At 48.5% G+C, this 26292-nt stretch carries 27 protein-coding genes; 12 read left to right on the top strand and 15 right to left on the bottom strand.

From position 1 onward, the window contains the following. Positions 1-9: 9 nt before the first annotated feature. On the bottom strand, positions 10-978 hold the full coding sequence (gene dhaK / locus P404_RS0114775) for a dihydroxyacetone kinase subunit DhaK (protein ID WP_014970065.1): 969 nt from the start codon (positions 976-978) through the stop codon (positions 10-12). 167 nt (positions 979-1145) lie between these two features. Between dhaK and P404_RS0114770 the strand changes: the two genes are divergently transcribed. Then, complete coding sequence (locus tag P404_RS0114770) at positions 1146-1841, top strand: AzlC family ABC transporter permease (RefSeq protein WP_026831156.1); 696 nt, start codon at positions 1146-1148, stop codon at positions 1839-1841. Continuing rightward, positions 1826-2152, top strand: coding sequence for an AzlD domain-containing protein (locus P404_RS0114765; RefSeq protein WP_026831155.1), 327 nt, complete (start codon positions 1826-1828; stop codon positions 2150-2152). The genes P404_RS0114770 and P404_RS0114765 overlap by 16 nt, the downstream gene beginning before the upstream one ends. Before the next feature lie 97 nt (positions 2153-2249). Here the strand turns inward: P404_RS0114765 and P404_RS0114760 are convergent, their stop codons facing one another. The 6 genes from P404_RS0114760 to hflX form a co-directional block, all read right to left on the bottom strand. Beyond that, entirely contained in the window at positions 2250-2522 is a 273-nt protein-coding gene (locus P404_RS0114760; RefSeq protein ID WP_026831154.1) for a GNAT family N-acetyltransferase, read from the bottom strand. Then, on the bottom strand, positions 2522-2734 hold the full coding sequence (locus tag P404_RS0114755; RefSeq protein ID WP_026831153.1) for a (4Fe-4S)-binding protein: 213 nt from the start codon (positions 2732-2734) through the stop codon (positions 2522-2524). The genes P404_RS0114760 and P404_RS0114755 overlap by 1 nt, the downstream gene beginning before the upstream one ends. Before the next feature lie 91 nt (positions 2735-2825). Further along, positions 2826-4172 carry a type I glutamate--ammonia ligase gene (gene glnA, locus P404_RS0114750; RefSeq protein WP_026831152.1) on the bottom strand — a complete coding sequence of 449 codons (1347 nt, stop codon included), beginning with the start codon at positions 4170-4172 and terminating at the stop codon, positions 2826-2828. A gap of 45 nt (positions 4173-4217) precedes the next feature. Continuing rightward, on the bottom strand, positions 4218-4616 hold the full coding sequence (locus P404_RS0114745; protein WP_014970060.1) for a MerR family transcriptional regulator: 399 nt from the start codon (positions 4614-4616) through the stop codon (positions 4218-4220). 141 nt (positions 4617-4757) lie between these two features. Then, the gene (locus P404_RS0114740; RefSeq protein ID WP_014970059.1) at positions 4758-6035 is read right to left on the bottom strand and encodes a methionine gamma-lyase family protein; all 1278 of its coding nucleotides are present in this window, start codon (positions 6033-6035) and stop codon (positions 4758-4760) included. A gap of 7 nt (positions 6036-6042) precedes the next feature. Next, positions 6043-7284 carry a GTPase HflX gene (gene hflX / locus P404_RS0114735; protein ID WP_026831151.1) on the bottom strand — a complete coding sequence of 414 codons (1242 nt, stop codon included), beginning with the start codon at positions 7282-7284 and terminating at the stop codon, positions 6043-6045. Between the two features lie 135 nt (positions 7285-7419). Here hflX and P404_RS0114730 point away from each other — a divergent pair, with 135 nt between their 5' ends. Next, positions 7420-8394 carry a tyrosine-type recombinase/integrase gene (locus P404_RS0114730; RefSeq protein ID WP_026831150.1) on the top strand — a complete coding sequence of 325 codons (975 nt, stop codon included), beginning with the start codon at positions 7420-7422 and terminating at the stop codon, positions 8392-8394. A 64-nt stretch (positions 8395-8458) separates the two neighbouring features. Here P404_RS0114730 and hfq read toward each other — a convergent pair whose 3' ends face one another. The 4 genes from hfq to P404_RS0114705 form a co-directional block, all read right to left on the bottom strand. Beyond that, positions 8459-8710: an RNA chaperone Hfq gene (gene hfq, locus P404_RS0114725; RefSeq protein ID WP_014970056.1), complete on the bottom strand. Its 252-nt coding sequence runs from the start codon at positions 8708-8710 to the stop codon at positions 8459-8461. 43 nt (positions 8711-8753) lie between these two features. Continuing rightward, positions 8754-9686 (bottom strand): tRNA (adenosine(37)-N6)-dimethylallyltransferase MiaA, encoded by a 933-nt coding sequence (gene miaA / locus P404_RS0114720; RefSeq protein WP_026831149.1) that lies wholly within the window; start codon positions 9684-9686, stop codon positions 8754-8756. Between the two features lie 450 nt (positions 9687-10136). Then, the gene (locus P404_RS0114710) at positions 10137-11135 is read right to left on the bottom strand and encodes an ABC transporter permease (protein ID WP_014970054.1); all 999 of its coding nucleotides are present in this window, start codon (positions 11133-11135) and stop codon (positions 10137-10139) included. Then, a complete protein-coding gene (locus tag P404_RS0114705; RefSeq protein WP_026831147.1) occupies positions 11128-12048 on the bottom strand; it encodes an ABC transporter ATP-binding protein in 921 nt (306 codons plus the stop codon). The genes P404_RS0114710 and P404_RS0114705 overlap by 8 nt, the downstream gene beginning before the upstream one ends. 126 nt (positions 12049-12174) lie before the next feature. On the opposite strand from P404_RS0114705, the gene P404_RS0114700 reads away from it, so the two are divergent. Next, positions 12175-12939 carry an SGNH/GDSL hydrolase family protein gene (locus P404_RS0114700; RefSeq protein WP_026831146.1) on the top strand — a complete coding sequence of 255 codons (765 nt, stop codon included), beginning with the start codon at positions 12175-12177 and terminating at the stop codon, positions 12937-12939. 77 nt (positions 12940-13016) lie between these two features. Here the strand turns inward: P404_RS0114700 and P404_RS0114695 are convergent, their stop codons facing one another. After that, on the bottom strand, positions 13017-13373 hold the full coding sequence (locus P404_RS0114695; protein WP_026831145.1) for a DoxX family protein: 357 nt from the start codon (positions 13371-13373) through the stop codon (positions 13017-13019). 320 nt (positions 13374-13693) lie between these two features. Between P404_RS0114695 and P404_RS0114690 the strand changes: the two genes are divergently transcribed. The 3 genes from P404_RS0114690 to P404_RS0114680 all read left to right on the top strand — a co-directional run bounded on the left by P404_RS0114690 (position 13694) and on the right by P404_RS0114680 (position 17359). After that, on the top strand, positions 13694-14848 hold the full coding sequence (locus P404_RS0114690) for an ISL3 family transposase (RefSeq protein ID WP_034774026.1): 1155 nt from the start codon (positions 13694-13696) through the stop codon (positions 14846-14848). Positions 14849-14903: 55 nt separating this feature from the next. Continuing rightward, positions 14904-16034 carry a S1C family serine protease gene (locus P404_RS0114685; protein WP_026831144.1) on the top strand — a complete coding sequence of 377 codons (1131 nt, stop codon included), beginning with the start codon at positions 14904-14906 and terminating at the stop codon, positions 16032-16034. Positions 16035-16111: 77 nt separating this feature from the next. Beyond that, positions 16112-17359 carry a lysine N(6)-hydroxylase/L-ornithine N(5)-oxygenase family protein gene (locus tag P404_RS0114680; RefSeq protein WP_026831143.1) on the top strand — a complete coding sequence of 416 codons (1248 nt, stop codon included), beginning with the start codon at positions 16112-16114 and terminating at the stop codon, positions 17357-17359. Positions 17360-17433: 74 nt separating this feature from the next. On the opposite strand, the gene P404_RS0114675 is transcribed toward P404_RS0114680, so the two are convergent. Further along, on the bottom strand, positions 17434-18297 hold the full coding sequence (locus P404_RS0114675; protein ID WP_026831142.1) for a DUF4003 family protein: 864 nt from the start codon (positions 18295-18297) through the stop codon (positions 17434-17436). Between the two features lie 135 nt (positions 18298-18432). Then, positions 18433-20145 carry an ABC transporter ATP-binding protein gene (locus P404_RS0114670; RefSeq protein WP_026831141.1) on the bottom strand — a complete coding sequence of 571 codons (1713 nt, stop codon included), beginning with the start codon at positions 20143-20145 and terminating at the stop codon, positions 18433-18435. A 215-nt stretch (positions 20146-20360) separates the two neighbouring features. Here P404_RS0114670 and P404_RS0114665 point away from each other — a divergent pair, with 215 nt between their 5' ends. Continuing rightward, entirely contained in the window at positions 20361-21791 is a 1431-nt protein-coding gene (locus tag P404_RS0114665; protein ID WP_026831140.1) for a C40 family peptidase, read from the top strand. 99 nt (positions 21792-21890) lie between these two features. Here the strand turns inward: P404_RS0114665 and P404_RS0114660 are convergent, their stop codons facing one another. Next, positions 21891-22901 carry an LLM class flavin-dependent oxidoreductase gene (locus P404_RS0114660; RefSeq protein WP_026831139.1) on the bottom strand — a complete coding sequence of 337 codons (1011 nt, stop codon included), beginning with the start codon at positions 22899-22901 and terminating at the stop codon, positions 21891-21893. A gap of 166 nt (positions 22902-23067) precedes the next feature. Between P404_RS0114660 and P404_RS0114655 the strand changes: the two genes are divergently transcribed. From P404_RS0114655 to P404_RS0114640, 4 genes are all read left to right on the top strand, one after another. Continuing rightward, positions 23068-23556, top strand: coding sequence for a pyridoxamine 5'-phosphate oxidase family protein (locus P404_RS0114655; protein WP_026831138.1), 489 nt, complete (start codon positions 23068-23070; stop codon positions 23554-23556). Between the two features lie 130 nt (positions 23557-23686). Further along, on the top strand, positions 23687-24658 hold the full coding sequence (locus P404_RS0114650) for a cation diffusion facilitator family transporter (protein WP_026831137.1): 972 nt from the start codon (positions 23687-23689) through the stop codon (positions 24656-24658). Continuing rightward, entirely contained in the window at positions 24655-24951 is a 297-nt protein-coding gene (locus P404_RS0114645) for an MGMT family protein (protein ID WP_026831136.1), read from the top strand. The genes P404_RS0114650 and P404_RS0114645 overlap by 4 nt, the downstream gene beginning before the upstream one ends. A 173-nt stretch (positions 24952-25124) precedes the next feature. Beyond that, positions 25125-26279, top strand: a complete 1155-nt coding sequence (locus tag P404_RS0114640; RefSeq protein ID WP_034774026.1) for an ISL3 family transposase — start codon at positions 25125-25127, stop codon at positions 26277-26279. Positions 26280-26292: the final 13 nt, after the last annotated feature.

The raw sequence follows: 26292 nt of genomic DNA, 5'->3' as shown, positions 1-26292 counted from the left end.
CTCTTCTAGTTAGAATCCAATCGCATTCGTTTTTGCATCCAAATAGCCGATCAGTTCATCGTCAACCGGGAGCAGGGTGATCGAAAAACCATGCATCTCAAGGGATGTCATATAATTGCCGACGAACGGGCGAACGATTTCGTACCCTTTGGCCTGGAGTTGTTCCGCAACATACTTATAGGTGATATACAATTCCGATACCGGCGTTCCACCCATCCCGTTCACCATCACCGCGACTTTTTTGTCTGATACTTCCGCTGTCAGTCGATCGAGTAACTCTGTGACGATTGCTTCGACGGAAGCAATCGGTTTCCGCTCAAGCCCTTTTTCTCCATGAATCCCAATTCCGATCTCCATCTCGTCTTCATGCAGATCAAAACCAGGTTTCCCGCTTTCTGGCATATAACAGGGAGATAAGGCCATCCCGATCGAACGGACACCGGCAATGACTTTTTCTGCGATCACTTTGACTTCTGCTAACGACTTGCCTTCTGCTGCCGCAGCTCCCGCAATCTTGTGGACAAAAATCGTCCCCGCGACACCCCGTCGATCTTCCTCTTTTTTGATGGCGATATCATCATTGACGATGACCGTCTCGACTTCGATGTCTTCCAGCTCGGCTAATTCTTTTGCCATATCGAAGTTCATGACGTCACCGGAATAGTTTTTGACGACAAGCAAAACCCCTTTTCCGCCGTCTGCCGCTTTGATTCCTTCTAGTACCATATCCGGTGTCGGTGAAGTGAAGACTTCTCCGCAGACTGCTGCTGCGAGCATCCCGTCTCCAATGAATCCTGCATGGGCCGGTTCATGACCGCTCCCCCCACCAGACACCAGAGCGACTTTCCCGTTCAGTGGTTCTTTTCGTTTAATGACATTAACTCCGTCGACTTTTGCATAAAGATCGGGATGTGCTAAAACGAGACCATCGACCATATCTGACACAAACCGGTTCGCATCTTGCATTAATTTATCCATCTTGAACGCTCCTTCGTCTAACGAATTTTTGCCGTACCACTTACTCTTTACCACCAATGGACACGACTTATGTCAAGGAAACATATGAAAATATTGACCAGTTTATTTCCAAGCGGTTTCGTTGATGCTATGCTGATAACACATCATAATGAGAGGGGGTACCTTACATGGCAAGTTCATTTCAAGCAGGTGTCAAAGCTTGTTTGCCTACCGTTCTAGGTTATCTCGGAATCGGTTTTTCTGCCGGTATCGTCGGACGCGCTGCCGGACTCAGCCCACTCGAAATCGGATTGATGTCGATCCTGATTTATGCCGGTGCTGCTCAATTCATCATTACAAGTCTACTGTTACTAAACAGCCCTTTTTCTGCCATCATCTTAACGACCTTCATCGTCAATTCCCGGCATCTTCTGATGAGCATGACACTTGCGCCTCGCGTCGCAAGCCGTAACCGGTTCGACCAGTTCGGAATCGGCGCCCTGCTGACGGATGAATCGTTTGCTGTCGCCATGAATACGTCACTGAAACAAACGATCGATGCCAAATTCATGCATGGGTTGAATCTGACCGCCTACTTCAGTTGGATTGCTTCGACTGTCCTAGGAGCACTCGTCGGCAGTTGGTTCCCGGATCCGGAACGGTTCGGACTGGACTTTGCCTTGACAGCAATGTTCATCGGCTTGTTGTACTTGCAGCTTGAAAGTGAACGGTCACGTGTTGCCTTGAACGGAATTTTACTGGTACTCGTTTTCTTGTTGTTATACATATCGATGCGCTACCTCTCACCGGAACTTGCTGTTTTGTTTGCGACGATGGTAGCCGCCAGCATAGGAGTAGTGATCTCACGATGGACATCCACTTAGAGCTTTTAATCCTGTTCGCCGCCTGTGGTCTTGTCACATTGATTCCACGAATTTTGCCGTTTCTGCTGATGCATGGATTGACGTTGCCCCGCCTGTTGACCGAGTGGTTGTCGTTCATCCCGATTTGCCTGCTCAGTGCTTTGTTTTTTCAAAACTTGTTGCTTGCTCAAAGCGATGATTATCCAACGCTGTCTTCTCTTCATCTCGCAGCATCAGTACCGACAGTCCTTGTCGCACTGACCAGCAAAAGTCTTTCCTTCACGGTCATTACCGGAGTCATGTCGATGGCGCTGATCCGCTTTTTCCTGTAGGAGTAGAAGCGAACGATACTTTTTAAACAAGACGAGGGCAGTGGATGTAAACCCACTGCCCTCGTCTTTCTATAAATGAACATTCGTATCAATTTCTTTATTGAGCCGATACATCCGCATAATCCGGCGTCTGCTCAAATTCCCGTTTCGCAAATGGACAAAGCGGCAACAGCTTGACGTTTTCTTCCCGCGCCCATTCGACAATCGCTTTGACCAGTTGTTCACCAATCTGTTGATTCCGGTGCTTCGGATCAACATACGTGTGGTCAATGATCCATTTACCGCCTTTTGTATCACTGTATGTGATCTCTCCGACAGCTTGATTGTCGAGATAGGCTTCAATCTTTTGATCTCCTCGTTTCAATTCCATTAAGCTTCCCTCCGTTCGTAAGATAAGGCCCCGCTCGGACATCCGTCGACGACCCGCATGACGTCTTCGACCGGTGCTCCGTCCGCTTCAATCCATGGACGTTTTTTGACATCAAAGACGGTCGGCAGATTCTTCACACAGTGACCGGAATGGATACAGACTTCAGCATCAAAATAGACCGTGATCTCTTTTCCTTCATACGCCTTTTTCATTTAAAACGCCTCCTTGGTACAGAATTCGTTGTCCAAGACCAGATTTCCTCTACAAAAAAACGCCCGAACCAAGTTCGGACGTTCCAAGAGATTAGAACAAGACCATGTACTGATCGCGTTCCCATTCCGTGACTTGCGTCCGGAACATATCCCATTCGATTTCTTTGAGTTCCACGAAGTGCTCTGCGATGTGCTCGCCAAGTGCGTTCATGACGACGTCATCCGCTTTCAGAACTTCAAGTGCGTGGCTGAGCGTTGACGGAAGATCGTCAATGCCGTTTGCGACACGTTCTGGTTTGTCCATCACATAGATGTTACGGTCGATTGGTTCAGGTGCTTTCAGGTTGTTTTTAATACCGTCAAGACCTGAAGCGAGCAATGTCGCGAGTGCCAAGTACGGGTTTGCTGCCGGGTCAACCGAACGGACTTCGATCCGTGTTGAGAGACCACGTGCTGCCGGTACGCGGACGAGTGGTGAACGGTTACGGGCTGACCACGCGACGTAGCAAGGTGCTTCGTAACCCGGAACGAGACGTTTGTACGAGTTGACTGTCGGGTTACAGACTGCTGTGAAGGCACGGGCGTGCTTCAAGATACCTGCTGTGAAAGCACGGGCATCGTCAGACAGTTGCATGTTGCTGTTTCCTTCATCGAAGAAGACGTTTTCGTTTCCTTTGAAGAGGGACATGTTGGCATGCATCCCTGAACCGTTGACACCGTAAAGTGGTTTCGGCATGAATGTTGCGTGAAGGTTATGTTTCGCTGCAATCGTCTTAACGACGAGCTTAAACGTTTGGATGTTATCCGCAGTCGTGATCGCATCGGCATATTTGAAGTCAATCTCATGTTGTCCCGGTGCGACTTCATGGTGAGATGCTTCGATTTCAAAGCCCATGTTCTCAAGTTCGATAACGATTTCCTTACGGCAGTTTTCGCCGAGATCGACCGGTGCGAGGTCGAAGTAACCACCTTGGTCGTTTAATTCAAGCGTCGGGCGACCGTTTGCATCCTTCTTGAACAAGAAGAATTCCGGCTCAGGACCAACGTTGAATGAAGAGAAACCAAGCTCTTCCATTTCTTTAAGTACCCGTTTGAGTTGACCACGCGGATCTCCTGCAAACGGCGTGCCATCCGGATTATAGATGTCACAGATGAGACGTGCGACTTTACCCGTTCCGTCTTCTGTCCATGGGAAGACAACCCATGTGTTGAGGTCTGGGAAGAGATACATATCTGATTCTTCAATCCGGACGAATCCTTCGATTGACGAACCATCGAACATCATTTTATTATCAAGTGCTTTTTCCAATTGACTGACTGGAATTTCAACGTTCTTGATCGTACCGAGGATATCTGTGAACTGTAAACGAATAAAACGTACATCCTCAGCTTTAGCGATTTTCATAATGTCTTCTCGTGTAATGTTGCGACGTGTCATGTGACAAATCCCCTCTCCGGTTCTTTTTTATATGGTAACAGGCACTTACTTGAAAAAGCGTCCGAGCTCACCTTGGATGAGTGACGTTTTTCCATGTCGCCCTGCTTCCTTCAATTCATTTTTCAGGAGTTTATATAGTTCGCCATCAGATAATTCCGGACGCGTCTTAACGACGGTTTCCGCAACACGTTCCCGTTTGACGAGATCATTATCAAAAATCATTTTGATCCCTGCGATATTTAGTCCCTGATCCAAATATTCCTTGATCGACAGCAAACGATCGACATCGTTAAACGAATAGAGGCGACGTTTCGTCTCTGTCCGCTCCGGCTTGATCAATCCCTGTTCTTCATAATATCGGATTTGTCGGGCAGATAACGCGGTCAACTCTTGAACGACTCCGATGGGAAATAGTGGCTTGGACTGTCGTGATAAGTCTGCCATTTCGTTCCTCCTTTTTCCTTACTTCATGAGAATAAACCTCTGTAAGGCAAGTTGTCAAGAGATGTAAGGAAAGTTAACATGACTTTCTTACAAGTCAGACGACTTGGGGTAACAGAGGTATTTTCACATCAAGCCCTTATTTTAAACCTGTTGCGTTTGAATCAATTGTTGTTCCATCAGTTGATTGACGGCCGAGACGATGGCAATCTTGACGTGGCTGTAAGTCAATCCACCTTGGACATATGCCGTATACGGCGCCCGGATCGGACCGTCTGCTGATAACTCGATCGATGAACCTTGAATGAACGTCCCCGCTGCCATGATGACATCATCCGCGTATCCCGGCATATAATCAGGAATCGGCAAGGCGTGGGCATTGACCGGTGATGCCGCCTGAATCGCCTGACAAAAAGCAATCATCGGCTCCGGTGCATGGAAGGAAACCGATTGAATCAAATCTGTCCGTTCAGCGGCGTAATGCGGTGCCGTCTCAAATCCAAACTGTTCCATCATGCTTGAGGTGAACATCGCCCCCATCAATGCCTGACTGACCGTATGCGGTGCCATGAAGAACCCTTGATACATGTCTTGAAGCGAATAAAGCGATGGACCGGCTTCCGCACCGATACCAGGTGTCGTCATTCGGAACGACGCCCGTTCGATCAAATCGCGGCGACCGACGAGGTACCCGCCGGTCTTCGCGAGACCACCACCCGGATTTTTAATCAACGAACCTGCCATGATATCGGCACCGACGTGGGTCGGTTCAATCGTCTCGACGAATTCGCCGTAACAATTGTCGACGAAGACGATGACATGGGGATGCTGTGCTTTGATCGCTGCGATGGCTTGACCAATCTCTGCGACCGGCAGACTCCGGCGTGTCGCATACCCTTTTGAACGCTGGATGCCGACGACCTTCGTCTTGTCCGTGATCCGGGCGAGGACGGCCTCAAGATCAATCGTCTCTGCCTGTTTCATCTCGACGACGTCATAGGTCACACCGAGTTCCTTTAACGACCCACGACCGTCTCCCCGGATCCCGACGATTTCTTCTAACGTATCGTATGGTTTCCCCGTGATATAAAGTAGTTCGTCGCCCGGCAACAAGAGACCGAATAACGCAATCCCGATTGCATGGGTGCCGCTGATGATTTGTGCCCGACACAGCCCGGCTTCCGCCCCAAAGACTGATGCATAGATCCGTTCGAGATTGTCGCGCCCTTCATCGTTGTAGCCATAACCGGTCGACGGCATGAAGTGGAAATCACTGACTTTATGCTGACGAAACGCGTTTAAGACGCGGAACTGATTCTGTTCCGCGACTTGTTGCGCCTGTTTGATTCCTGGTGCGATTTTTTCTTCCGCCCGTTCGACGAACGGACGAATCGTTTCATAATACGTTAACTCCGAAAACATGATTAGATTACACCTCGTATTTTTTCAATGTCGAGTACAGTCGTGTGTCTTTACGTAAAAATCCTTTTAAGACCACGGACCCGTCCTCTTCATACTCTTCTTTTAAATTCATCATCACTTCTTTTGCCGGATTGTAATGGACAAACGCCTCGACCGGGATCCGGATCTCGAGGTATTCGAGAATCTCACTGATTGCTTTTTCGATTTCGACCGTCAGACGTTCGATATCTGCCGGATCCAGTGCTGAAATCAATAATTTCCCACCTGTGAACAAGTCCGTCAACCGGTCTTTTTTATTAAAGACCTCGAGTTGCGGAATGTCACCGGCACCGAGCTCATCCAGGACATCGTTTGTCGTCTGCATCTGATTGAGATAATGTTCACTTGACGCATCGATGACATGGATGATCAAGTCCGCTTCGAGGACTTCTTCAAGTGTCGAACGGAATGCAGCAATCAGTTTCGTCGGCAGATCTTGAATGAATCCGACGGTATCCGTCAGAAGAATCTGACCGCCTTCCGGCAAATCAAACTGACGTGTCAACGGATCAAGCGTCGCGAACAATTCGTTTTTCTCGTATGTGTCAGCATTGGTCAACCGATTGAAAATCGTTGACTTCCCGGCATTCGTATACCCGACGAGCGCGATTTGGAACGTCTGGTTTTCCTTCCGGCGTTCCCGGTAACGGGCGCGGTGGGCGACCGATGTTTCGAGTTGTTTCTTGATTTCGTCGACACGACGACGGATGTGCCGGCGGTCGGTCTCAAGTTTCGATTCACCGGGACCACGTGTCCCGATTCCTCCACCGAGTCGCGATAACTGGGTCCCTTGTCCACTCAGACGGGGTAACAAGTAACTCATTTGGGCGAGCTCGACTTGTAATTTCCCTTCCCGAGACTGGGCGCGACCAGCGAAGATATCTAAGATCAGCTGCGTCCGGTCAATCAGTTTGATCGATTCCGGATCTTCGAGCGCAATCCGGATATTTTTCATCTGTCCCGGTGTGACTTCAGCATTAAAAATGATTAAATCCGGTTCGAGTTCCTCTGCTAACGCAACAAGTTCCTCGACCTTCCCTTTTCCGATAAACGTACGGCGATCGATCGATTGACGTTTCTGATCGAGTCGTCCTACCACGACGGCGTGCGCAGTCGTAACGAGTGCTTCAAGCTCCGCGACCGATTCTGCATAGATATGATCTGGTACACCGGGGAGCTGACAACCGACGACGATGACGCGTTCTGACATAAAATCATTCCTTTCAAAATAAAGACATTCTGCGCCCCTAATCATACCACATGCACCCTATCGTCTGAACTTTTTTGGACAGGAAACATTCGTTCGGTTTATGATGAAAGAAAGTCATCCTACAGGAGGTCCGTTATGGCACGAGAACGACTCGACTACACCTTGCCGGAATTCATCGAACGGTATTTATTTTTTCTGAGCGCGAGCGGCAGACAAGACTCGACGATCCGTCGTTACCGCTACGATTTGATTGAAATTCACCGGTACATGACGGAAGTCGATCAACCGCTCGAGACGATCGACGACTTCAAGGCGATTCCGCTTGAGACGTGGAAAACGTTCATCAATGAGTACTTGATCGAAGAAAAACTGTATCAGCAGGCGACCGTCGCCCGAATTGTCAGCGTCCTCAACCAAGTCAACTATCAAATCCGTCAGACGAAGACAAAGCTGATCGAGTACGCCCAACCGTCCCACGAATTGACACCGGGACACGTCGCCTCGCTGGCTGAATACGAACAACTAATCCGGACGAACCGGTCCGACCGGGGATTGACCGATCACCAACTCGTCGCAAGGCCTTACTTGATTGACCGGAACGAGTTGATTTTACGCCTCTTCTACCGCTACGGCCTCCGGGTTCATCACATCATCGGTCTGAAGATGCAGGACTTGAATTTCGCGCAACGTGAAATGACCGTCCACGACCGGCTCGGCAATGCATACCTCCTGTACCTGGAGCGTGACGATCAGGATCTGATGCTCGCGTATTTAAAGACGATTCCGGAACCGGTCCGTCCGCGGTATCATTCGGCCGATCCGTTTTTCGTCGCCTTTGATTTCTCACGGATGACGTTTCGCTGGGTCTACAGCAAAAATGCCCCGAAACAATTGTCGATCGTCATGATCACGAAGATGATGCGCCAGTTAAATGAACGCTCGGACAACAAACGGATCATCACCCCGTCGATGTTACGCAACAGCTTTATTCTCGGGACCTATTTGGAAGAGTTAACAAAAGAAGAACGCTTGACGAAGACGTGCCTCTATAAAGACGTCTCACTGAGACGGTATGCCGACGCGTTTGACGAATTAAAAGAGTTACTCTAACAAAAAAAAGGAACAACGCCGCAGCGTTGTTCCGTCGAGTAGACGGCCCCCCGGCCGTCTTTTTTTAACGTGTGACTTCTTCCGTTTCCGTCTCTTGTTCATACAACGTCACGTTGCGTGCCGGTGCAAATGTCGAGATGGCATGTTTGTAAATCAATTGTTGTTTGCCTTCCGATTCCAAAATGACGGTAAAGTTATCAAACGATTTGACCAATCCCCGTAACTGATACCCACTGATTAAAAACACTGTCGTTGGAACCGAATCTTTTCGTAATTGATTTAAAAAATAGTCTTGAATGTTATACGTCGCTTTCATAAGACCCCGTGCCCCCTCTATTTTATCTGTTTTTCTCTTCAGGCTACTCCGATTTAACCGCTTTCAGAAACCCTACTGTTCTATCATAGATAATTTTGAAGTTTTCTTCAAATGAAAGCCTTCCCATTTCAATCCAAATGCCGTCAAATTGATGCCGGAACCAGGTTAATTGCCGTTTTGCGAACCGTCGTGTATTTCGTTTAAGCAAATCGACAGCCGGTTCGAGTGGCGCTCCTTCTAAAACGGGCATCATTTCCTTGTAGCCGATCGCCTGCATCGCTTTTGTCTCACCGTAACCTGAAGCAACCAACTGATTGACTTCTTTGACCAGTCCTTGTTCGACCATCAAGTCGACCCGTTGATCGATCCGCGCATACAACTGCTCCCGGTCATCCATATGTAAGACAAACAACAAGCTCTCATAAAGACTCGGTTCACTGCCGGAGACTTGCGTTTGCCCGCTCATGGCGACTTCAATCGCCCGGACGACCCGTTGGATATTGTTCGGGTGGATCGCTTCCGCCCGCTCTGCATCAAGCTGCCGCAAGCGATCATGGAGCGCCTGCGCTCCTTCGATTTGCGCAAACTGTTCTAATTCCTGCCGTAACGCTTTATCTTCTGCCTGGACAGTAAATTGATAATCATACAAAATCGCCCGGATATAGAGCCCCGTGCCACCGACGATGATCGGTAACTTGCCTTTTGCCGCAATCTGATCGATTGCCGCTCGGGCCAACGTCTGAAAACGCGCGACACTCATCTCGTCGTCCGGATCAACCAGATCGAGCAAATGATGCGGAATTCCTTCCATTTCTTCGTGCGTCACCTTCGCTGACCCGATGTCCATCTGTTTGTAGACTTGAACGGAGTCACCTGAAATGATTTCGCCGTTTAATTTTTTCGCTAATTCAATGCCTGTCTTGGTTTTTCCGACGGCGGTCGGTCCAACGATGACAATGACGGGTTGTTTACTCATGAAATCACCATTCCTAGCTTATACGTGTTTGTAGTCAGTGTATCATATCTGCCTAAATCACAGACACGACAAAAAAACCGTCTCCTGTAAAGAAGACGGTTCGATGAGTTCTATTACACGCGGCGAATGAAGTCATCGTATACCGCACTAAACACACACCATCCACAAATGACTAAACCTGTCAGCATAATTCCCCAATCCGCCATTTTTGGCACCTCCTCTGTTGTCTTTAGATACCTTTTGACAATTCTTTGACTTCGTAAACCCTTTCAAGCAGGTTTGACACCAATTACTGGAATCGCTATGATAAAAGTACGATTGTTACGTAGCGCAGAAGCTGACCTGCATCAGCTTCTCTAAGAAGGATTCCCTTCTTGATTCCAGGCATATGCTTGACATATGCCAAAAAGCCCCTTTTCCATACCGGAGAAGGGGCTTTCTTGTCGTGTGTCAGTACATATCTTTTTGCGTGAAGTTCCAGAAGGCGACAATCAACGCCCCAACCGTCCAACAAAGTAAGACGGCGAGAGAGAACGGCAACGTCATCCCTTCAATCGGTGGCGCTTGTCCATCGAGGTAGTTGATTAAACCGAAGTTGACGTTGACGAGGTACTTCGAACTCGTCCAACTTGAACCAAGTGTCGTCAACAGCGTCCCTGAAATCAAGACTGCCATCATGATTCCGATACCGGTCGCAGTGTTTTTGACGAGTACGGAGACCATCAAGGCGATCGTCGCGACGACTGCCGTGACGATCCAGGCGAGTCCCACAGCCATCAACAAGTATTCCCACATCGGAATCGTATGCACGAATTCGGTCGAAAACGTTCCGCTTGGCGAGGCCTGGAAACCGGTCAGAATCGGCGCGGTCCATCCGTCATATCCGAGGACGATACCGGAAATCGCATAACAGACGGCGGCAGTCAGCGCCATCAGCATTGACGTATACAACAGCGTCGTCAGCCATTTCGCCATCAAAATTTTCCAACGTCTAACAGGACGGGACAGCAAGGTTTTAATCGTCCCATCATTTTGTTCCCCGCTGACGATGTCCGCCATGATGACGATGATGAAGAGCGGCAGAATCAGGGTCAATCCTTGGGAGAAGAAAATCCGGATGAAGGTCGGTGCTCCCGGATAGTTCGGATTGATGTCATTATCGAGATAGTACTGATTTTGTTTTAAGTCAAACTCCAGAAACTGTCGAAATTCATCTTGGATACTGCTTGAAGCTAACCGGTTTTGCGTGTCGACGATATCTTGTTGCAGTTCGACCCGCCAGTCGAGTGTCCCCTGTTTCTTGATCTGTTCTTGAATGTCCCGGTACTGGGCATACGTAAACATCGAGACAAGGACTACTAAAATAATGGCAACGACGGCAAACCGTTTTTTGGAAGCAATCTTCATCACTTCGTTTTGAACCAATCCAATCATGTTCGGGTTACGCAATATGATCTCCTCCTGTTAATGTAATGAAGAGATCTTCCAGCGTCTGGACTTTTCGTTCAATCGTCCAGACTTCTACACCTGCTTCAAACAATTGTTTATTGAGCGATGGTGTCTTACTGGCATCCATCAAGGTATGAACGGTGTTGGCATCAACGATTTCCGAGACTTGGACGTCAGGAGACGCCGACAAAATCTCGTTTGCCTTGAACGCATCATCGACACGCCAATCGACTCCCGGTGCCAGTGACTCGACCAATTCCTTGACTGTCCCGACTTGAACGATTTTCCCGTAACTCATGATCGCGACACGATCCGCAAGCATTTCGATTTCGGCCAGGATATGGCTCGACACCAAAACGGACAAACCGGTCTCGTCAACTAATTTCCGAATGAATTGACGTAAATCCCGGATTCCCATCGGATCGAGTCCATTGGTCGGTTCGTCCAGAATCAAGACATCCGGGCGACCGAGCAAAGCTTGTGCAATCCCAAGACGTTGGCGCATCCCAAGGGAATACGTCCGGACCTGATCGTCCACCCGTGCCGTCAAGTCGACCAAATCAATGACTTCCTGAATCCGCGCCTCGTCGACGTCCGGCAACATCCGTGAGAAGACCTGCAGATTTTCGCGTCCTGTCAAATATTTATACAGCTCTGGGTTTTCAACAATCGAGCCGATTCGTTGCATCGCTTGGACAAATTGTTTGCGGACATCAAAGTCACAAACCGTGATCTTGCCTGATGTCGGTTTGATCAGACCAACAAGCATCCGGATCGTCGTCGTCTTTCCGGCACCATTGGGTCCGAGGAATCCGAACACTTCACCGGGGAAGATTTCGAACGAAATGTTATCAATGATCGTTTTTTTTCCAATGACTTTTGTGACTGATTCTAATTTTACAGTTGGTTTCACGTCTCTCACCTCTTAGTATCCATTCTAGCGGAATAATGAATGATTTACCTTATCGAAACACTTCAAAACCGCACATTCCGAAAAGTTTTGCTACAATCATAGTAACAGCAAAAGGAGGAACGGTTCATGAAACGATATGTTTGGCCACTTTTTTTAGTAGTTTCTCTTATTCTAACGGCAGTCTTCGGGTACGGTTTCGCGAGTGCCTATAACGATGTCGTCAATCCACCCAAACGGGCCGTCTTGACTCCGACAAAGGAAGAACCGGTCAAAAAAGGCGGGACATATGTCGCGCTTGGTGATTCCCTGACGCGCGGTGTCGGTGCTTCAAACGGAAACAGCTACGCTGCGATCGTCGGGCGGGAACTCGTCAAAAACGACCGTGTCGAACGTTTCCAAAATCTAGCCGTCAGCGGTGCCCGGACGGAAGATCTCTTAAAACAACTGGAACAAAAAGAAGTCCGTCGTACGTTGTCCCAAGCAAAAGTCATCTCGGTGACGATTGGCGGAAACGATTTGTTTAACCGGGGTGAAGGTGTCGCAAACTTTGATGCCAAAAAAACCGCAGCTACGATTGAAAAGGCTCAAGACAACCTGACGAAAACATTCAGCATCTTACGCGAAGAAAATCCGGACGCCGTCATTTTCTATGTCGGACTCTATAACCCGTTCCGCGCGAACGAAAATGGAGCTGCCTTTGACAGCATCGTTCAAGAATGGAACGCTAAATCACGGACACTCGGTATCAAACATGACATCGAAGTCATCGATACGTTCAATCTCGTGCGGGACGTCAAACGTGATCTTTCAAGCGACCAGTTCCACCCGAACGACGCGACGTATGAAGACATCTCCAACGCAGCAATTTTGGCTGTCGAAAAACGTTTCTAAGAAAATAGCATCACAGAAAAATCCGAACGTTCCTGGGCTTTCACACGCAGGAATCGTTCGGATTTTTTAAAAGTGATTTACTTCAACCGTTTTGCAAAAGCAATCAAAACCCATTGAAGTGGAAGACGGGCCCACAGTCCCCAAGCAGGCAAGTTTTTCCCATTGATGGGTTTCGGGTTGACCGCCATGTTGATGTTGGCCGGTAAGACGGCATATAAAAAAGCAGGTAACGTCTTACGAACGATATCAACGCCTCGACCCGACAGCAACATCAGACCATACAATACTTCGATGACCCCGGTCAGCTGGACGAAAAAACGTTTGAACGGGATGAAAGCGGGCATAATCTTAACAAATCCCTTTTCGTTTCGAAAATGACCGATCCCGGCAAACAGTAAGCCGCCACCATACAGCACGCGCAGTACATACTTCATCTGAACATCTCCCTTTGTGACTAAGTGTGTTACTTAAGTACGAAACACACTCAGTGTACCGAACTCCCTCTTTTCCCTCAACTGTTTGAGATTGTCGACGAATTGTGGGGAATGATGAGGCATTTCGGAAAAACGACCGCAATTCCATTTCCTTGAATTAAATCTGATACATTACATATAGATAAAAACAACACTGGCTCATCACCATAAGGTGTGGTTGACACATAAAATCCATCGGATTTTAAATCGAACATAGAAAAAAAGCGAAAACCCCGGTATCGTAATTGTTGTCTAGACAAACCACGATTGGAGTTTTCGCCTTGTCCCAACAGTTTATCAAATTAATTCTTCCGCTTCCAGCCCTTTTTCAAATCCAGATGTCGTCCGATGAAGAACCGCACGTATTTCCTGTCATTCCTGATACACATGAAATCCCTTGTCCGCTATGCGAAAAAAAGACCATCCTGCATTCGAAAAAGCGTCGTCGTTTTCGACACGGTCATGCGTGGGGAGTCGGTGCCTTGTGGATCGAACTGGATGTCCCACGTCAAAGATGCCTCTCTTGTGATTTGACGTTCGTATATGACTACGGTCTCGGACTCGTCCGTACTTCTACCGAAGTGTTCCGAAAAGGCATCACAGAACGGTGCCATGGCCGGACAATTTCAGATGTTGCGCATGAATATGAACTTCCTTATACGACTGTGGAACGGTGGTTTTATCAGTACGCTTCAGTGGATACAGTGGGACAGGCGACACACATCCTCGTCGATGAGTTCGCCACGAGAAAAGGACACCACTATGCGACGATCGTTCTTGATGCCAAGACTGGACGTCTTCTGTCTATCGTCCCGGGCCGGGACGTATCGGCGATTACGGCTGCGCTTCAAGGTGTACTGGGAGATGTTCGTTCTGTCGTCAGTGATTTTGCACCTGCGATGGCGAAGGCAACTACTCGTGTCTTCCCGAATGCAGCGCATGTGCTGGATCGTTTTCATCTCATCCAGTTCTTTACGGATGCTCTTCGCCGCCGGCGTCGTTTTTTGAACGAGGCAAGACGCCATCATCATGTTCGTGTGATTGATCGTGCTCTCGCTTGTCGTCCGGAAGCATTGGCTCTTGAAGATCGAGAGGTCGCCCATTCTTGTATTCTAGAAGACTCGTTTACCCGGGATCTTTATCAAGGACTCCAACATATTCGATATGTGTTGAAAGCAACGTGCGACGGGCAGGCATGCCGAAGACTGAAAGACTGGCTGGAACGTTATCAATTTCATCCATGCGGACCTCTTGCGAAAATCGCGAAAGCGATTCGTGGCCGTGAAGAAGCGATGCGTCAAACCATTGTATCGACACTATCGAATGGGAAAATGGAAGGGACGAACAATAAGATTAAGCTCATTAAACGTCGTGGTTATGGCTACCGAAACCTCGAACGATTCTTTTTGAGATTGCGCCTTGAGCTTGGTCGTTAAAATAGCAACCACGTGTTATGGTGATGAGCCACAACACTTGAAGGGATGGATTTCGATGGCAGGAAAAACAAGACAACTTTTACCTGGATTAACCGGGGGCATCATCGGTGCCGTACTTACCGCAACGGTCGCCTTTCCGATTTTAATGGATCAAGAACAACAGGTCGCGGATACTCCACTTTCAAACGGCATGCCAAAACAAGTTTCGACGACGACCAGTGATCCCGTGACGAACGCCGTCGCTACTGCGCAAAAATCCGTCGTGACGGTCACGAATTATCAGACTGGGAATTCGATAAACCAAGAGGACGCCGCGAGTGGTTCCGGCTCAGGTGTCATCTATAAAAAATCAGACGATCAAGCGTACATCATCACAAACCATCATGTCGTCGATGGGGCAAGTAAACTGGAAGTGACCTTGAACAACGGAAAAACACTCACGGCAAAACTACTTGGGAGTGACGAGACGTATGACCTTGCCGTCCTTGAGGTGGATGCTAAAGACGTCCCTTCCGTCATCACACTCGGAAAATCGGCTGACTTAAAAGCCGGACAAACCGTCCTTGCGATCGGCAATCCGCTTGGTGAGTTCCAAAACTCCGTCACACGGGGAATCGTCAGTTCCAACGACCGGACCGTCCCTGTCGATACGAACAAAGATGGACAGGATGACTTCAATACGACGGTCATCCAGACCGATGCCGCCATCAACCCGGGGAATTCCGGTGGCGCCTTGATCAACGAACAAGGTCAACTGGTCGGGATCAACTCGATGAAGATTGCCGAGAGTGGCGTCGAAGGGGTTGGTTTCAGTATCCCGATTGACGATGCCTTACCGATCCTCAAACAGCTTGAGACAAATGGTGAAGTCAAACACCCGACACTTGGTGTTTCCCTGCAGGACGTTTCGGCTTTCCCGGCCGGCTACCTGCTCGAACAAGTTAAACTGCCCGAGTCCCAAAAAACAGGTGTCGTCGTCATGTCGATTGAACCAAACAGTCCGGCAGCCTCCGCTAAATTAAAAACAGGTGATGTCATCACTAAAATCAACGATGAAACGATCAAAAGTTTTGTTGACATTAAAACAGCCCTCATCAAATCTGACGGCAATGTCACCTTAACCATCATCCGTGATGGCAAACAACTGACTGTCTCGACTCAAACGACGACGACGGATCAACTGTAAACAATTAACAAGGTACGTTTCAACCCCCTCCTATATCGGGTATTGTTTTATAACAATATTGATTGGGAGGCTTTTTTATGTATGATTTGATTGGCGTAGGAATCGGACCGATGAACTTAGGCTTAAGTGCCCTTGCTCATCCGACACCTCTGCGGACGTTATTTTTTGATGAAAGCGAACAATTTTCCTGGCATCCGGGAATGATGATCAAGGATTCGATGATGCAGACAAGTTTTATTTCTGACCTCGTCACGCTCGCTGATCCGACGAGTCCGTTTACGTATTTAAACTACTTGCGATCCATCAATCGCTTGCATACGTTTTATTTTTATGAAAAATTACTTATTTCACGCCAAGAGTACAATGCCTATTTAAAATGGGTCTCGACCCAACTAGAAGACCTACACTTTTCGACACGTGTGATCGACATCCAAGATACGGGTGACAGTTATGAAGTGCTCGTCGAAGAAGTCACGACCGGGAAACGGACGACATACGAAACACGTAACGTCGTGCTCGGAACCGGCGCAAAACCTTCGATTCCGTCTAGTTTTGACGAAGGAGTCATTCATAACACCCAATATGTCATGGAAAAAGAACATTTACTGAAACAAGCTAAAGTCAGTATCGTCGGTTCCGGTCAAAGCGCCGCTGAAATCTTCCTCGACTTGTTGACGAGTGACCGCCCGAAGGCATTTGAACTGGAATGGATTTCCCGGTCGACGATCTTCGAGACACTCGAGACCGGAAAACTCGGTGAAGAAATCTTTTCCCCGAGCTATGTCCAGTATTTCAACAGCCTGCCGCTCGCGACCAGACAAGAAGCCGTCGCAAAATTCGCTCGCTCGCAAAACGGGATCAGTCCGGAGACGCTACAAGCCATCTATGAACATTTGTATGACTTACCGCGTGATGAAGTCCAACGTATCAAGATCCGGGCGAACTTAGAAGTTGATCAGATTACGCACGAAAATGACTTTACGATCTCGATGCGTCATACGGAACTAAACGACCAGCGGACTTCAAACACAGCAGCCGTCGTCGCGGCAACCGGGTTCGTCCCGTCGCTTCCCCGCTTCACCCATCGACTCGATATCGAGTTCGAGGGCGAACAGGCATGGAAAGTCGATGCCAACTACCGGATCGGTCGGACACTCAAAACCGATCATCATCTGTATGCAACGACGAATCTCGAGTTATCACATGGTCCAGCCGCCGACAATCTCGGCATGTCGGTCTCACGAAATCAACTGATTTTAAATGACGTGGCCGGGAAAGCGTTATATCCGGTCGAGCAACATGCGACGTTCACCACATTTAACTAACGGTACACCAAACGACCCTCAACAAGTTTGCTGAGGGTCGTTTGGCTTTTTTTAGTCTGAACGAATTTCCTTGTTTATTGCGGTTTTTTTGTCAGTTCAAGCGTCGCTAAAATCAGCAAAGCCGACTGTAAGCGGCTTTTGCCTGATTTAGCGAGCAGGAGATGAAAGGCAATCAGCCAGTTGACTTCGTCGGAAAAACGGTTGCGGGACCGTTCCCGGTCGACAATCCGCGTCACATAAATCATATCGACCCGTTCCGTCGTTTCAAGTAACGCCAGTAACGGAAACAACCGATCCCAAATCCGAACTTCCCTTTCTTCCAGCATCTCACACCAAATCCGGATCCGCTTTTTTCGTGCGTCAAGTTCCGGTAACGCACCTAAAATCTGAGCAGTCATCAACCGTTCACTTGACGGGCTCATCCATTGTTCGAGCCATTTCTCTGCTTGTTCGACCGTTTCAAGGAACGACTCCGGCAAGGCTTTAGTCTCCATCAACGTCGACGTCACGACATATTGTTTCGCCAGATTGAGGACGGGATGGGTCTGTTTGAGTTGTTCGACGAGGGCAAATGCATCGATGCCTTGCTCACGGTTCAGGACTTCACTGAGGGCAAAAAAAGGGCGGACGGCCTTTTCTTTGATGAAACGCCGTTTGATATGTCGTTCCGCTTCGATCACTTTCTCGAGCAACCGATCCGGTTCTGTACTGTTGAGCTCAATGTGTGAAATCAACAACGGGGTATAGCGACTCCGTAAGGCAGAAAATCGGGTCGTCTTCCGTTTGACGATCTGCATCATCTGATCATATGCGTCTTTGTGAAAGGCCCTATCATGTATCGTATAGGACAAGGCAAAAAAACGATGGAAGTCATGTGAGGATTCTCCATGTAACGTCGAATAACTCTCATTGTAATTTTCACAAAATAATCCGTACATGTTCCCGTCCTCCCTTCTCTTATATGTTCCCGCTTCCTGTGAAATCATTCCGCTTTTCTCGGACGACTGACCAGCCTCACAAAAAAAGCCGGAAGCCTGCTTCATCTTGGCAGATGAGGAGACTCCCGGCTGATGTCAGACACGTTGTTTTTCAAGTAGACGCGAGAAGTAACCACCGTTCTCAACGAGCTCTTCATGTGTCCCATCTTCGACGATTCCATCTTTCGTGACGACTAAAATCCGGTCTGCCTGACGAATCGTCGCCAGACGGTGAGCAATGATCAGCGTCGTCCGGTTTTTAGACAGTTCGGCAAGCGACTCTTGAATGATTGCTTCTGTTTCCGTATCGAGCGCCGATGTCGCTTCGTCTAAGATCAACAAAGGTGGGTTCTTGAGAAACATCCGCGCAATCGCAAGACGCTGCTTTTGTCCGCCGGATAACTTCAAGCCCCGCTCGCCGATCTGCGTGTCATATCCGTCCGGTAAATCGGCAATCATCTGCCCAAGATGCGCCCGTTCCGCGGCCTCGATGATTTCCGCTCGACTTGCCGTCAAGTCTCCGTAGGCAATGTTTTCCGCAATCGTTCCAGAAAACAGGAAGACATCTTGCTGAACGATCCCGATTTGTTGCCGGAGCGATGCTTTTGTCATCTGCCGGATATCAATCCCGTCGATTGTGATTGCGCCGTCCGTGACATCATAGAATCGCGGAATTAAGGAACAAATCGTTGTTTTCCCTGCACCGGATGTTCCGACGAAGGCAATCGTCTGTCCCGGTTCGACCGATAAATGGATGTTATTTAGAATCAGACGATCCGCTTCATAACCAAAGCTGACATCATCAAAGCGAATCGCACCGCGCAAGGTCGAGACTGCAATCGCATCCGGTGCGTCCTTTAATTCCTCGTCATGGTCAATCATCTCGAGGAAACGTTTGAACCCGGCCATTCCTTTAGGGTATAACTCAAGGAGTGCCGTAATCTTATCGATTGGTTTTAGAAGAATATTCATATACAAAATGAAACCGACCAGTTCACCGTATGTGAGTTTTCCGTTGTAACTGAGATAGGCACCAACGACGAGGACGGCCAGCGTCATCAATCGGGTCGTCAAATAGATGCCGGATAGACTTGTACTCATGACTTTATACGCATTGATCTTCGACTGGCGGAACGTCACGTTGTCCTTTTCAAAGCGTGCCACTTCGTGGGCCTCGTTCGTAAACGATTGTACGACGCGAATGCCGGACACGCTGTCCTCGACCCGGGAATTGACTTCCGCGATGTTGCCGTACATCCGGTCCCACGACCGGTTCATCCGGACGTTGGCATAACTGATCAACCAGATCAAAAATGGCACAGCGATAATCGTGACGAGTGCGAGTCGAACGTTGATCGTCATCATGATCGAAAAGGCACCGAGTAACGTCATGACCGCGATGAAGGCATCTTCCGGACCATGGTGGGCCAGTTCACCGATATCAAACAAGTCATTCGTAATCCGGCTCATGATGTGTCCCGTTTTTGTATTGTCAAAAAAACGGAACGATTGCTTTTGGACATGTCCAAACAACTGACGCCGCATATCGGTCTCGATATTGATTCCGAGCTTATGACCAAAGTAGTTGACGACGAACTGCATCAACGTACTGATGACATACAACCCCAGTAATCCGACACTGACAAGAATGATCCAGTTGAGCTCGCCTTCCGGCAACAGCGTGTCGATGAACCATTTGACAGCGAGTGGGAATGCCAGTTCAAGCAGTCCAACGAACAAGGCAGATGAAAAATCGAGCCAAAACAATCGTTTATGCGGTATGTAATAGTGATAAAACCGTTTTAACATGCAAGTCCTCCTTTCAAATTACCTTTAGTGTACAGGATAATTGAAAATTATTCTCGTTTGCAAAACTCCTCTTTTTTTTGAAAACGAACTGAAAATCTTTCTCAAAAAATATATTTTTAAATCAGGTGAATCCCATCCTTCTTATGACAAAATGGTAACAATGATTCGATTTCAGATCGAACTGGATTCGTTATTTTGGAAGGGAGCCACACTACGTGAAAAAGACATTTCTCACTTTGACGACTCTTGCGCTGATCAGCTCAGCAACAGGCGTCGAAGCCGCATCAACGACACTCATCTTGACAGACAACGTCAATATCCGGACTGCTGCCACTACTTCCGCTCCTGTGATTACGACCCTCAAAAAAGGAACGACCGTCACAGCAGTCAAAAAAACCGGTTCATGGTACGAAATTCGCCACCAATCGAAAAAAGCATTCATCACCGCTGCTTACGTCAAAACGGTTCCTGCAAAAGCACCGACAACTACGACCTACATAACGAACACCTCAGCCGTCAATGTCCGGGAAAAGGCGACGACGTCTTCAAAATCGCTTGGTAAACTGGCGAAAAACGTCAATTTAACGGTCAAAAAGAAATCAGGCGACTGGTATGAAATCAACTACAAAAACAAGCCGGCATTCGTCCATACGACACTCGTCACGGCCAAAACATCGACAGTGACGACCGGTTCAAAACCACCCGTCACGACACCCGTCACACCCCCGGTTTCGACAGCCGTCAAAGCGGTCGACTCGTCAAAACAATATGAAGTCAATGCAAAAGAAGGATTAAACGCCCGTCTGTCTGCTTCGACGACAGGCAAGATTTATAAAACATTACCACACAAAACCGTCTTGAAAGTCACGGGCGCAGTCGATTCCTGGTACCAAATCCAACTTGATGGGAAAAATGTCTACGTCGCATCCAGTTATGTCTCTGCGACGGCAAAAGAAACCCCGCCTGCACCAGGTGTCTCTGTCACACCGGTCGATCAATCAAAATCCTATAAAGTCAATGCACCAACCGGCTTGAACGTCCGGACGGCTCCTGCAACGACAGCCACAATCTTTACCCAACTGGCCCATGGCGCAAGCGTCCAAGTGTCCGGTGAAACGACTGGTACAAACGCTGGCTGGTACCAAATTAAAATCGGGGCGACGTATTATTATGTCGCGAAAAGCTATATCACGACCGGTTCCGTCACGGCTCCGGTAACACCACCGGTCACACCGCCAACGACGACGGTTCCAGCGTCTGGCATCATGGAAAAAGCCATCTCGATCGGACAACAGTATCTCGGGACACCGTACGTCTGGGGTTCGAGCAGTCCGGTCAACGGCGGATTCGATTGTTCCGGCTTCATCAACTATGCATTGAACACGGCCGGCTACAAAGTCGCCCGGACCAACGTCAACGGCTACTGGAACAATGACGGTTACCTCGGTCAAAAGTTATCGAAATTACGCCAACCGGTCCGTGGAGACATCATTTTCTTTGAAAATACGTACGCAGCCGGCCCGACTCACATTGGCATCATGTTGAACAACGATCAGTTCATTCATGCCAACACACCGTCACTCGGCATCAGTCGCCTGTCTGAAAAATACTGGACACAAAAGTTACTTGGTTTTAAAGCACTTTAATTCAAACAGCCTCAACGAGAACCCATCTCGCCAGGGCTGTTTTTGATTAAACAGAAAAAACGTCCACCTCGGCAAGCTGAGATGAACGTCCTTATCAGGTTAAACTGTTGCTTTGACTGCGTCCATGATCAGACGGAGTGATTGTTGTTTCGCTTCCTTGTCAGCAATCATCGAAGCGATCATCACTTCATCCGTTCCGTAAGAGTCCGCGAGATTTTGCAACTGACGGGCGACGTCTTCCGGGTTTCCGACGATCATCCGTTTCCGGTTTTCGGCAATCCGGAACTGATCCTGGAATGAGTACTGGTAAGCGGCGGCTTCCTCCGGAGTCGGTGTACCTGTTGACGAGACACCTTTCTCAAGCAGGAGCAACGACAGATCAAGACTCGAAGCCAAACGTTCCGCCTCTTCCGTCGTTTCAGCACACGTCACAAAAATCGAAACAAGTGTCTGCGGCGTCTCGTTGAACGATGTCGCCATGAAATTATGACGGTAATAATCCATCACGTCTTGACCACCCTGTCCGTTGATGAAGTGGGCAAACGCGAACCCGAATCCACGTTGCGCGGCATTCAAAGCACTGCCACCGCTTGAACCAAGCAACCAGGCTTCCGGTGTCGTGTCGACTTCCGGTGTCGCGACAAGTCCCGCGAAACGATGGTCCGCCGGTGCCCCGTCTTTTAAGTAATCGACGAGGTCATCGAGTTGCGCACCGTAGTCGGCACCGCCGAATCGCGGCGACGATCCTTCTTGAAGTGCACGTGTCGCAAGCGGCATACCGCCCGGTGCGCGACCGAGTCCAAGATCAATCCGGTTCGGAGCAAGTCCTTCTAAGACACGGAAGTTCTCGGCGACTTTATATGGACTGTAATGCGGTAACATCACTCCGCCTGAACCAAGACGAATCTGTTTCGTGACGGCTGCCATGTAGGCGATTAAGACTTCCGGACTTGATCCGGCAAGCGTCTTCGCAAAGTGGTGCTCCGACACCCATAAACGTGTATAACCGAGTTCATCGGCAACTTTCGCAAGGTCAACCGTTTCATGTAAAGCTTCTGACGGCGTCTGTCCTTTTGAGACCGGCGACTGGTCTAAAATACTTAATCTCATCTGTAATCTCTCCTCTAGTGTTGACTTCATGTCTAAACTGTACGCCTGTCTGATAATCGAATGCAATTAAACTGCCTGTTTACCGGATGGCGACGTTTTCAATTTATAAATCAGGGAACATTCTTAAAGTAGCCGCAACAAAAACTTAAAGGATGAGGTGTTTTTCATGTCAACGAATCATACATCAAACCAAGAAGCCGTCGAAACGGTCAAAAAATTGATCGATAAAATCGAAACAGCGATGCTGACGACGGTCTCAGATGAGGGACTCGTTTCACGTCCGATGCAGACTCAGGATATCGAGTTCGATGGCGATCTCTGGTTCCTTACATCAAAAGATACAGGTAAATATAATGAAATTCTTAAAAATCCGAACGTCAACGTCGCCTATGTCGATAAATCGTACGTCTCGATTCGCGGGAAAGCCGAATTCGTCGAAGACATCAATCGTAAAAAAGAACTCTGGAGTCCACGTTACGAAGCCTATCTCGGAACGACCTATGAAGATCCAAAAGTCGTCTTGATCAAGGTGAATACCGAAGGCGCTGAATACTGGGAGACAGGAAATACGACGAAATCCGTCAAACAACTGTTGAAAAAAGCGGTTGGGAACGACGACTCAAACGAAATCAACAAAACAGTCGATTTAACATGACTCCATGACATTTGGACCATCTCACCCACGGGTGAGATGGTCTTTTTTTGTTCAAATTGGTTTTCAGGAGGTCATCTGGTGTAACATACTACTATTAGTAATCAAGTTTGTTAGCTAAAGGAGACACATCATGGGAGAATTCATTACGTTATTAAAACGGGGCAATCGCTCTGCCCTGACCGCCGCGATCGTCAATACGGTCATCGCCATCATCAAAGCTGTCGCTTACGTCTTAACGGGAAACGTCGCGATGTTTGCTGAGATGATGCATACGATTGGTGACGCTGCTAATCAGTTTTTTGTCTTCATCGGTTCCGCCCTCAGTAAGAAAGCACCGACAAAACGGTTCCCGAACGGCTTTGGCCGCCTCGTCAATCTGGTCTTGCTCGGCGCGATCTTATTCGTCGGCATCATGGCATATGAAACGATTCATGAAGGCATTGCCCACATCATCGAACCGACGGAATCGACCGGCTTTTGGATTACACTATCCGTCCTGTTCGTCGGTGTCGTCCTCGAAAGTGGTGTCTTTTATAAGGCGATGCAAGAAATCGCACATGATGCCCGCCTGACGACGAAAGGTCCGAAGTTGATCCTCGATAGTTTCCGTGCCTTGAAACAAGCAAAACCGGCGACCCGACTCGTCTTCCTCGAAGATCTGGTCGCAACAGCAGGTGGGCTTGTCGCGATGATCGCCGTCATCATCTCCCATCTGACACCGTTCCACCAGGCAGAAGGCGTCGCATCCATCATCATTGGTTTAATGATGTTTTACGTCGTCGGTAACGTCTTTTTACAAAATGCCGCTGGTGCACTCGGAGAAGCCGATGAGACGATGTCGGCACGGCTTGGTGGTCTCATCCTGCAAGATGCCGACGTGCGTGACATCAGTAAGCTTGAAGTCATCAAGGAAGGCGATCATTTCCATGTTGAAGTCGAGATTGAAGTCGATCCATCGTTGACGATTGCTGAAGCCGATGACATCAAGGATCGGCTCGAACTACAAATCCGGCTCCAACAAGGGATTACGGACGTGACGATTGGATTTGATGAGGACGATAAGATTCAACAATATATTTCCTCGACCAACGAAACACCGTGATTCCGTTTACCTTGGAGGTCGTCCAAGTCATCCGTTCGATTCCGCCGGGGCGGGTCATGACATACGGCCAGGTCGCCCGTCTTGCCGGAAATCCACGTGCTGCACGCCAAGTCGCTCGGATTCTTCACAGCCTCAGTCGGACGGAACAATTGCCGTGGCATCGTGTCTTGAATGCAAAAGGCGAAATTTCACTCGACGGTGAGGAACAGCAATTGGTACTTGAAGCCGAAGGAATCGTCTTTGAATGCCGGGGTAAATTGTCCTTAGCCCGTTATCAGGTTGAAACAGACTAAAAAAGGAAGCGAACCGCATCTCCCGATGCGAATCGCTTCCTTTTTTTTGGCTCATCACCATAAGGTGTGGTTGACACATAAAATCCATCGGATTTTAAATCGAACATAGAAAAAAAGCGAAAACCCCGGTATCGTAATTGTTGTCTAGACAAACCACGATTGGAGTTTTCGCCTTGTCCCAACAGTTTATCAAATTAATTCTTCCGCTTCCAGCCCTTTTTCAAATCCAGATGTCGTCCGATGAAGAACCGCACGTATTTCCTGTCATTCCTGATACACATGAAATCCCTTGTCCGCTATGCGAAAAAAAGACCATCCTGCATTCGAAAAAGCGTCGTCGTTTTCGACACGGTCATGCGTGGGGAGTCGGTGCCTTGTGGATCGAACTGGATGTCCCACGTCAAAGATGCCTCTCTTGTGATTTGACGTTCGTATATGACTACGGTCTCGGACTCGTCCGTACTTCTACCGAAGTGTTCCGAAAAGGCATCACAGAACGGTGCCATGGCCGGACAATTTCAGATGTTGCGCATGAATATGAACTTCCTTATACGACTGTGGAACGGTGGTTTTATCAGTACGCTTCAGTGGATACAGTGGGACAGGCGACACACATCCTCGTCGATGAGTTCGCCACGAGAAAAGGACACCACTATGCGACGATCGTTCTTGATGCCAAGACTGGACGTCTTCTGTCTATCGTCCCGGGCCGGGACGTATCGGCGATTACGGCTGCGCTTCAAGGTGTACTGGGAGATGTTCGTTCTGTCGTCAGTGATTTTGCACCTGCGATGGCGAAGGCAACTACTCGTGTCTTCCCGAATGCAGCGCATGTGCTGGATCGTTTTCATCTCATCCAGTTCTTTACGGATGCTCTTCGCCGCCGGCGTCGTTTTTTGAACGAGGCAAGACGCCATCATCATGTTCGTGTGATTGATCGTGCTCTCGCTTGTCGTCCGGAAGCATTGGCTCTTGAAGATCGAGAGGTCGCCCATTCTTGTATTCTAGAAGACTCGTTTACCCGGGATCTTTATCAAGGACTCCAACATATTCGATATGTGTTGAAAGCAACGTGCGACGGGCAGGCATGCCGAAGACTGAAAGACTGGCTGGAACGTTATCAATTTCATCCATGCGGACCTCTTGCGAAAATCGCGAAAGCGATTCGTGGCCGTGAAGAAGCGATGCGTCAAACCATTGTATCGACACTATCGAATGGGAAAATGGAAGGGACGAACAATAAGATTAAGCTCATTAAACGTCGTGGTTATGGCTACCGAAACCTCGAACGATTCTTTTTGAGATTGCGCCTTGAGCTTGGTCGTTAAAATAGCAACCACG

Origin of the sequence: Exiguobacterium antarcticum DSM 14480, from assembly GCF_000685865.1 — a bacterium.
Classification (GTDB): domain Bacteria; phylum Bacillota; class Bacilli; order Exiguobacteriales; family Exiguobacteriaceae; genus Exiguobacterium_A; species Exiguobacterium_A antarcticum.
The sequence above is the reverse complement of the archived record's forward strand: the minus strand, read 5'-3'. Positions and strand labels throughout refer to the sequence as shown.

What these genes read in the sequence shown, in the direction of transcription:
- dhaK (WP_014970065.1), bottom strand. Translation starts at nt 978, where the DNA reads ATGGATAAATTAATGCAAGATGCGAACCGGTTTGTGTCAGATATGGTC.
- P404_RS0114770 (WP_026831156.1), top strand. Translation starts at nt 1,146, where the DNA reads ATGGCAAGTTCATTTCAAGCAGGTGTCAAAGCTTGTTTGCCTACCGTT.
- P404_RS0114765 (WP_026831155.1), top strand. Translation starts at nt 1,826, where the DNA reads ATGGACATCCACTTAGAGCTTTTAATCCTGTTCGCCGCCTGTGGTCTT.
- P404_RS0114760 (WP_026831154.1), bottom strand. Translation starts at nt 2,522, where the DNA reads ATGGAATTGAAACGAGGAGATCAAAAGATTGAAGCCTATCTCGACAAT.
- P404_RS0114755 (WP_026831153.1), bottom strand. Translation starts at nt 2,734, where the DNA reads ATGAAAAAGGCGTATGAAGGAAAAGAGATCACGGTCTATTTTGATGCT.
- glnA (WP_026831152.1), bottom strand. Translation starts at nt 4,172, where the DNA reads ATGACACGTCGCAACATTACACGAGAAGACATTATGAAAATCGCTAAA.
- P404_RS0114745 (WP_014970060.1), bottom strand. Translation starts at nt 4,616, where the DNA reads ATGGCAGACTTATCACGACAGTCCAAGCCACTATTTCCCATCGGAGTC.
- P404_RS0114740 (WP_014970059.1), bottom strand. Translation starts at nt 6,035, where the DNA reads ATGTTTTCGGAGTTAACGTATTATGAAACGATTCGTCCGTTCGTCGAA.
- hflX (WP_026831151.1), bottom strand. Translation starts at nt 7,284, where the DNA reads ATGTCAGAACGCGTCATCGTCGTCGGTTGTCAGCTCCCCGGTGTACCA.
- P404_RS0114730 (WP_026831150.1), top strand. Translation starts at nt 7,420, where the DNA reads ATGGCACGAGAACGACTCGACTACACCTTGCCGGAATTCATCGAACGG.
- hfq (WP_014970056.1), bottom strand. Translation starts at nt 8,710, where the DNA reads ATGAAAGCGACGTATAACATTCAAGACTATTTTTTAAATCAATTACGA.
- miaA (WP_026831149.1), bottom strand. Translation starts at nt 9,686, where the DNA reads ATGAGTAAACAACCCGTCATTGTCATCGTTGGACCGACCGCCGTCGGA.
- P404_RS0114700 (WP_026831146.1), top strand. Translation starts at nt 12,175, where the DNA reads ATGAAACGATATGTTTGGCCACTTTTTTTAGTAGTTTCTCTTATTCTA.
- P404_RS0114695 (WP_026831145.1), bottom strand. Translation starts at nt 13,373, where the DNA reads ATGAAGTATGTACTGCGCGTGCTGTATGGTGGCGGCTTACTGTTTGCC.
- P404_RS0114685 (WP_026831144.1), top strand. Translation starts at nt 14,904, where the DNA reads ATGGCAGGAAAAACAAGACAACTTTTACCTGGATTAACCGGGGGCATC.
- P404_RS0114680 (WP_026831143.1), top strand. Translation starts at nt 16,112, where the DNA reads ATGTATGATTTGATTGGCGTAGGAATCGGACCGATGAACTTAGGCTTA.
- P404_RS0114675 (WP_026831142.1), bottom strand. Translation starts at nt 18,297, where the DNA reads ATGTACGGATTATTTTGTGAAAATTACAATGAGAGTTATTCGACGTTA.
- P404_RS0114670 (WP_026831141.1), bottom strand. Translation starts at nt 20,145, where the DNA reads ATGTTAAAACGGTTTTATCACTATTACATACCGCATAAACGATTGTTT.
- P404_RS0114660 (WP_026831139.1), bottom strand. Translation starts at nt 22,901, where the DNA reads ATGAGATTAAGTATTTTAGACCAGTCGCCGGTCTCAAAAGGACAGACG.
- P404_RS0114655 (WP_026831138.1), top strand. Translation starts at nt 23,068, where the DNA reads ATGTCAACGAATCATACATCAAACCAAGAAGCCGTCGAAACGGTCAAA.
- P404_RS0114650 (WP_026831137.1), top strand. Translation starts at nt 23,687, where the DNA reads ATGGGAGAATTCATTACGTTATTAAAACGGGGCAATCGCTCTGCCCTG.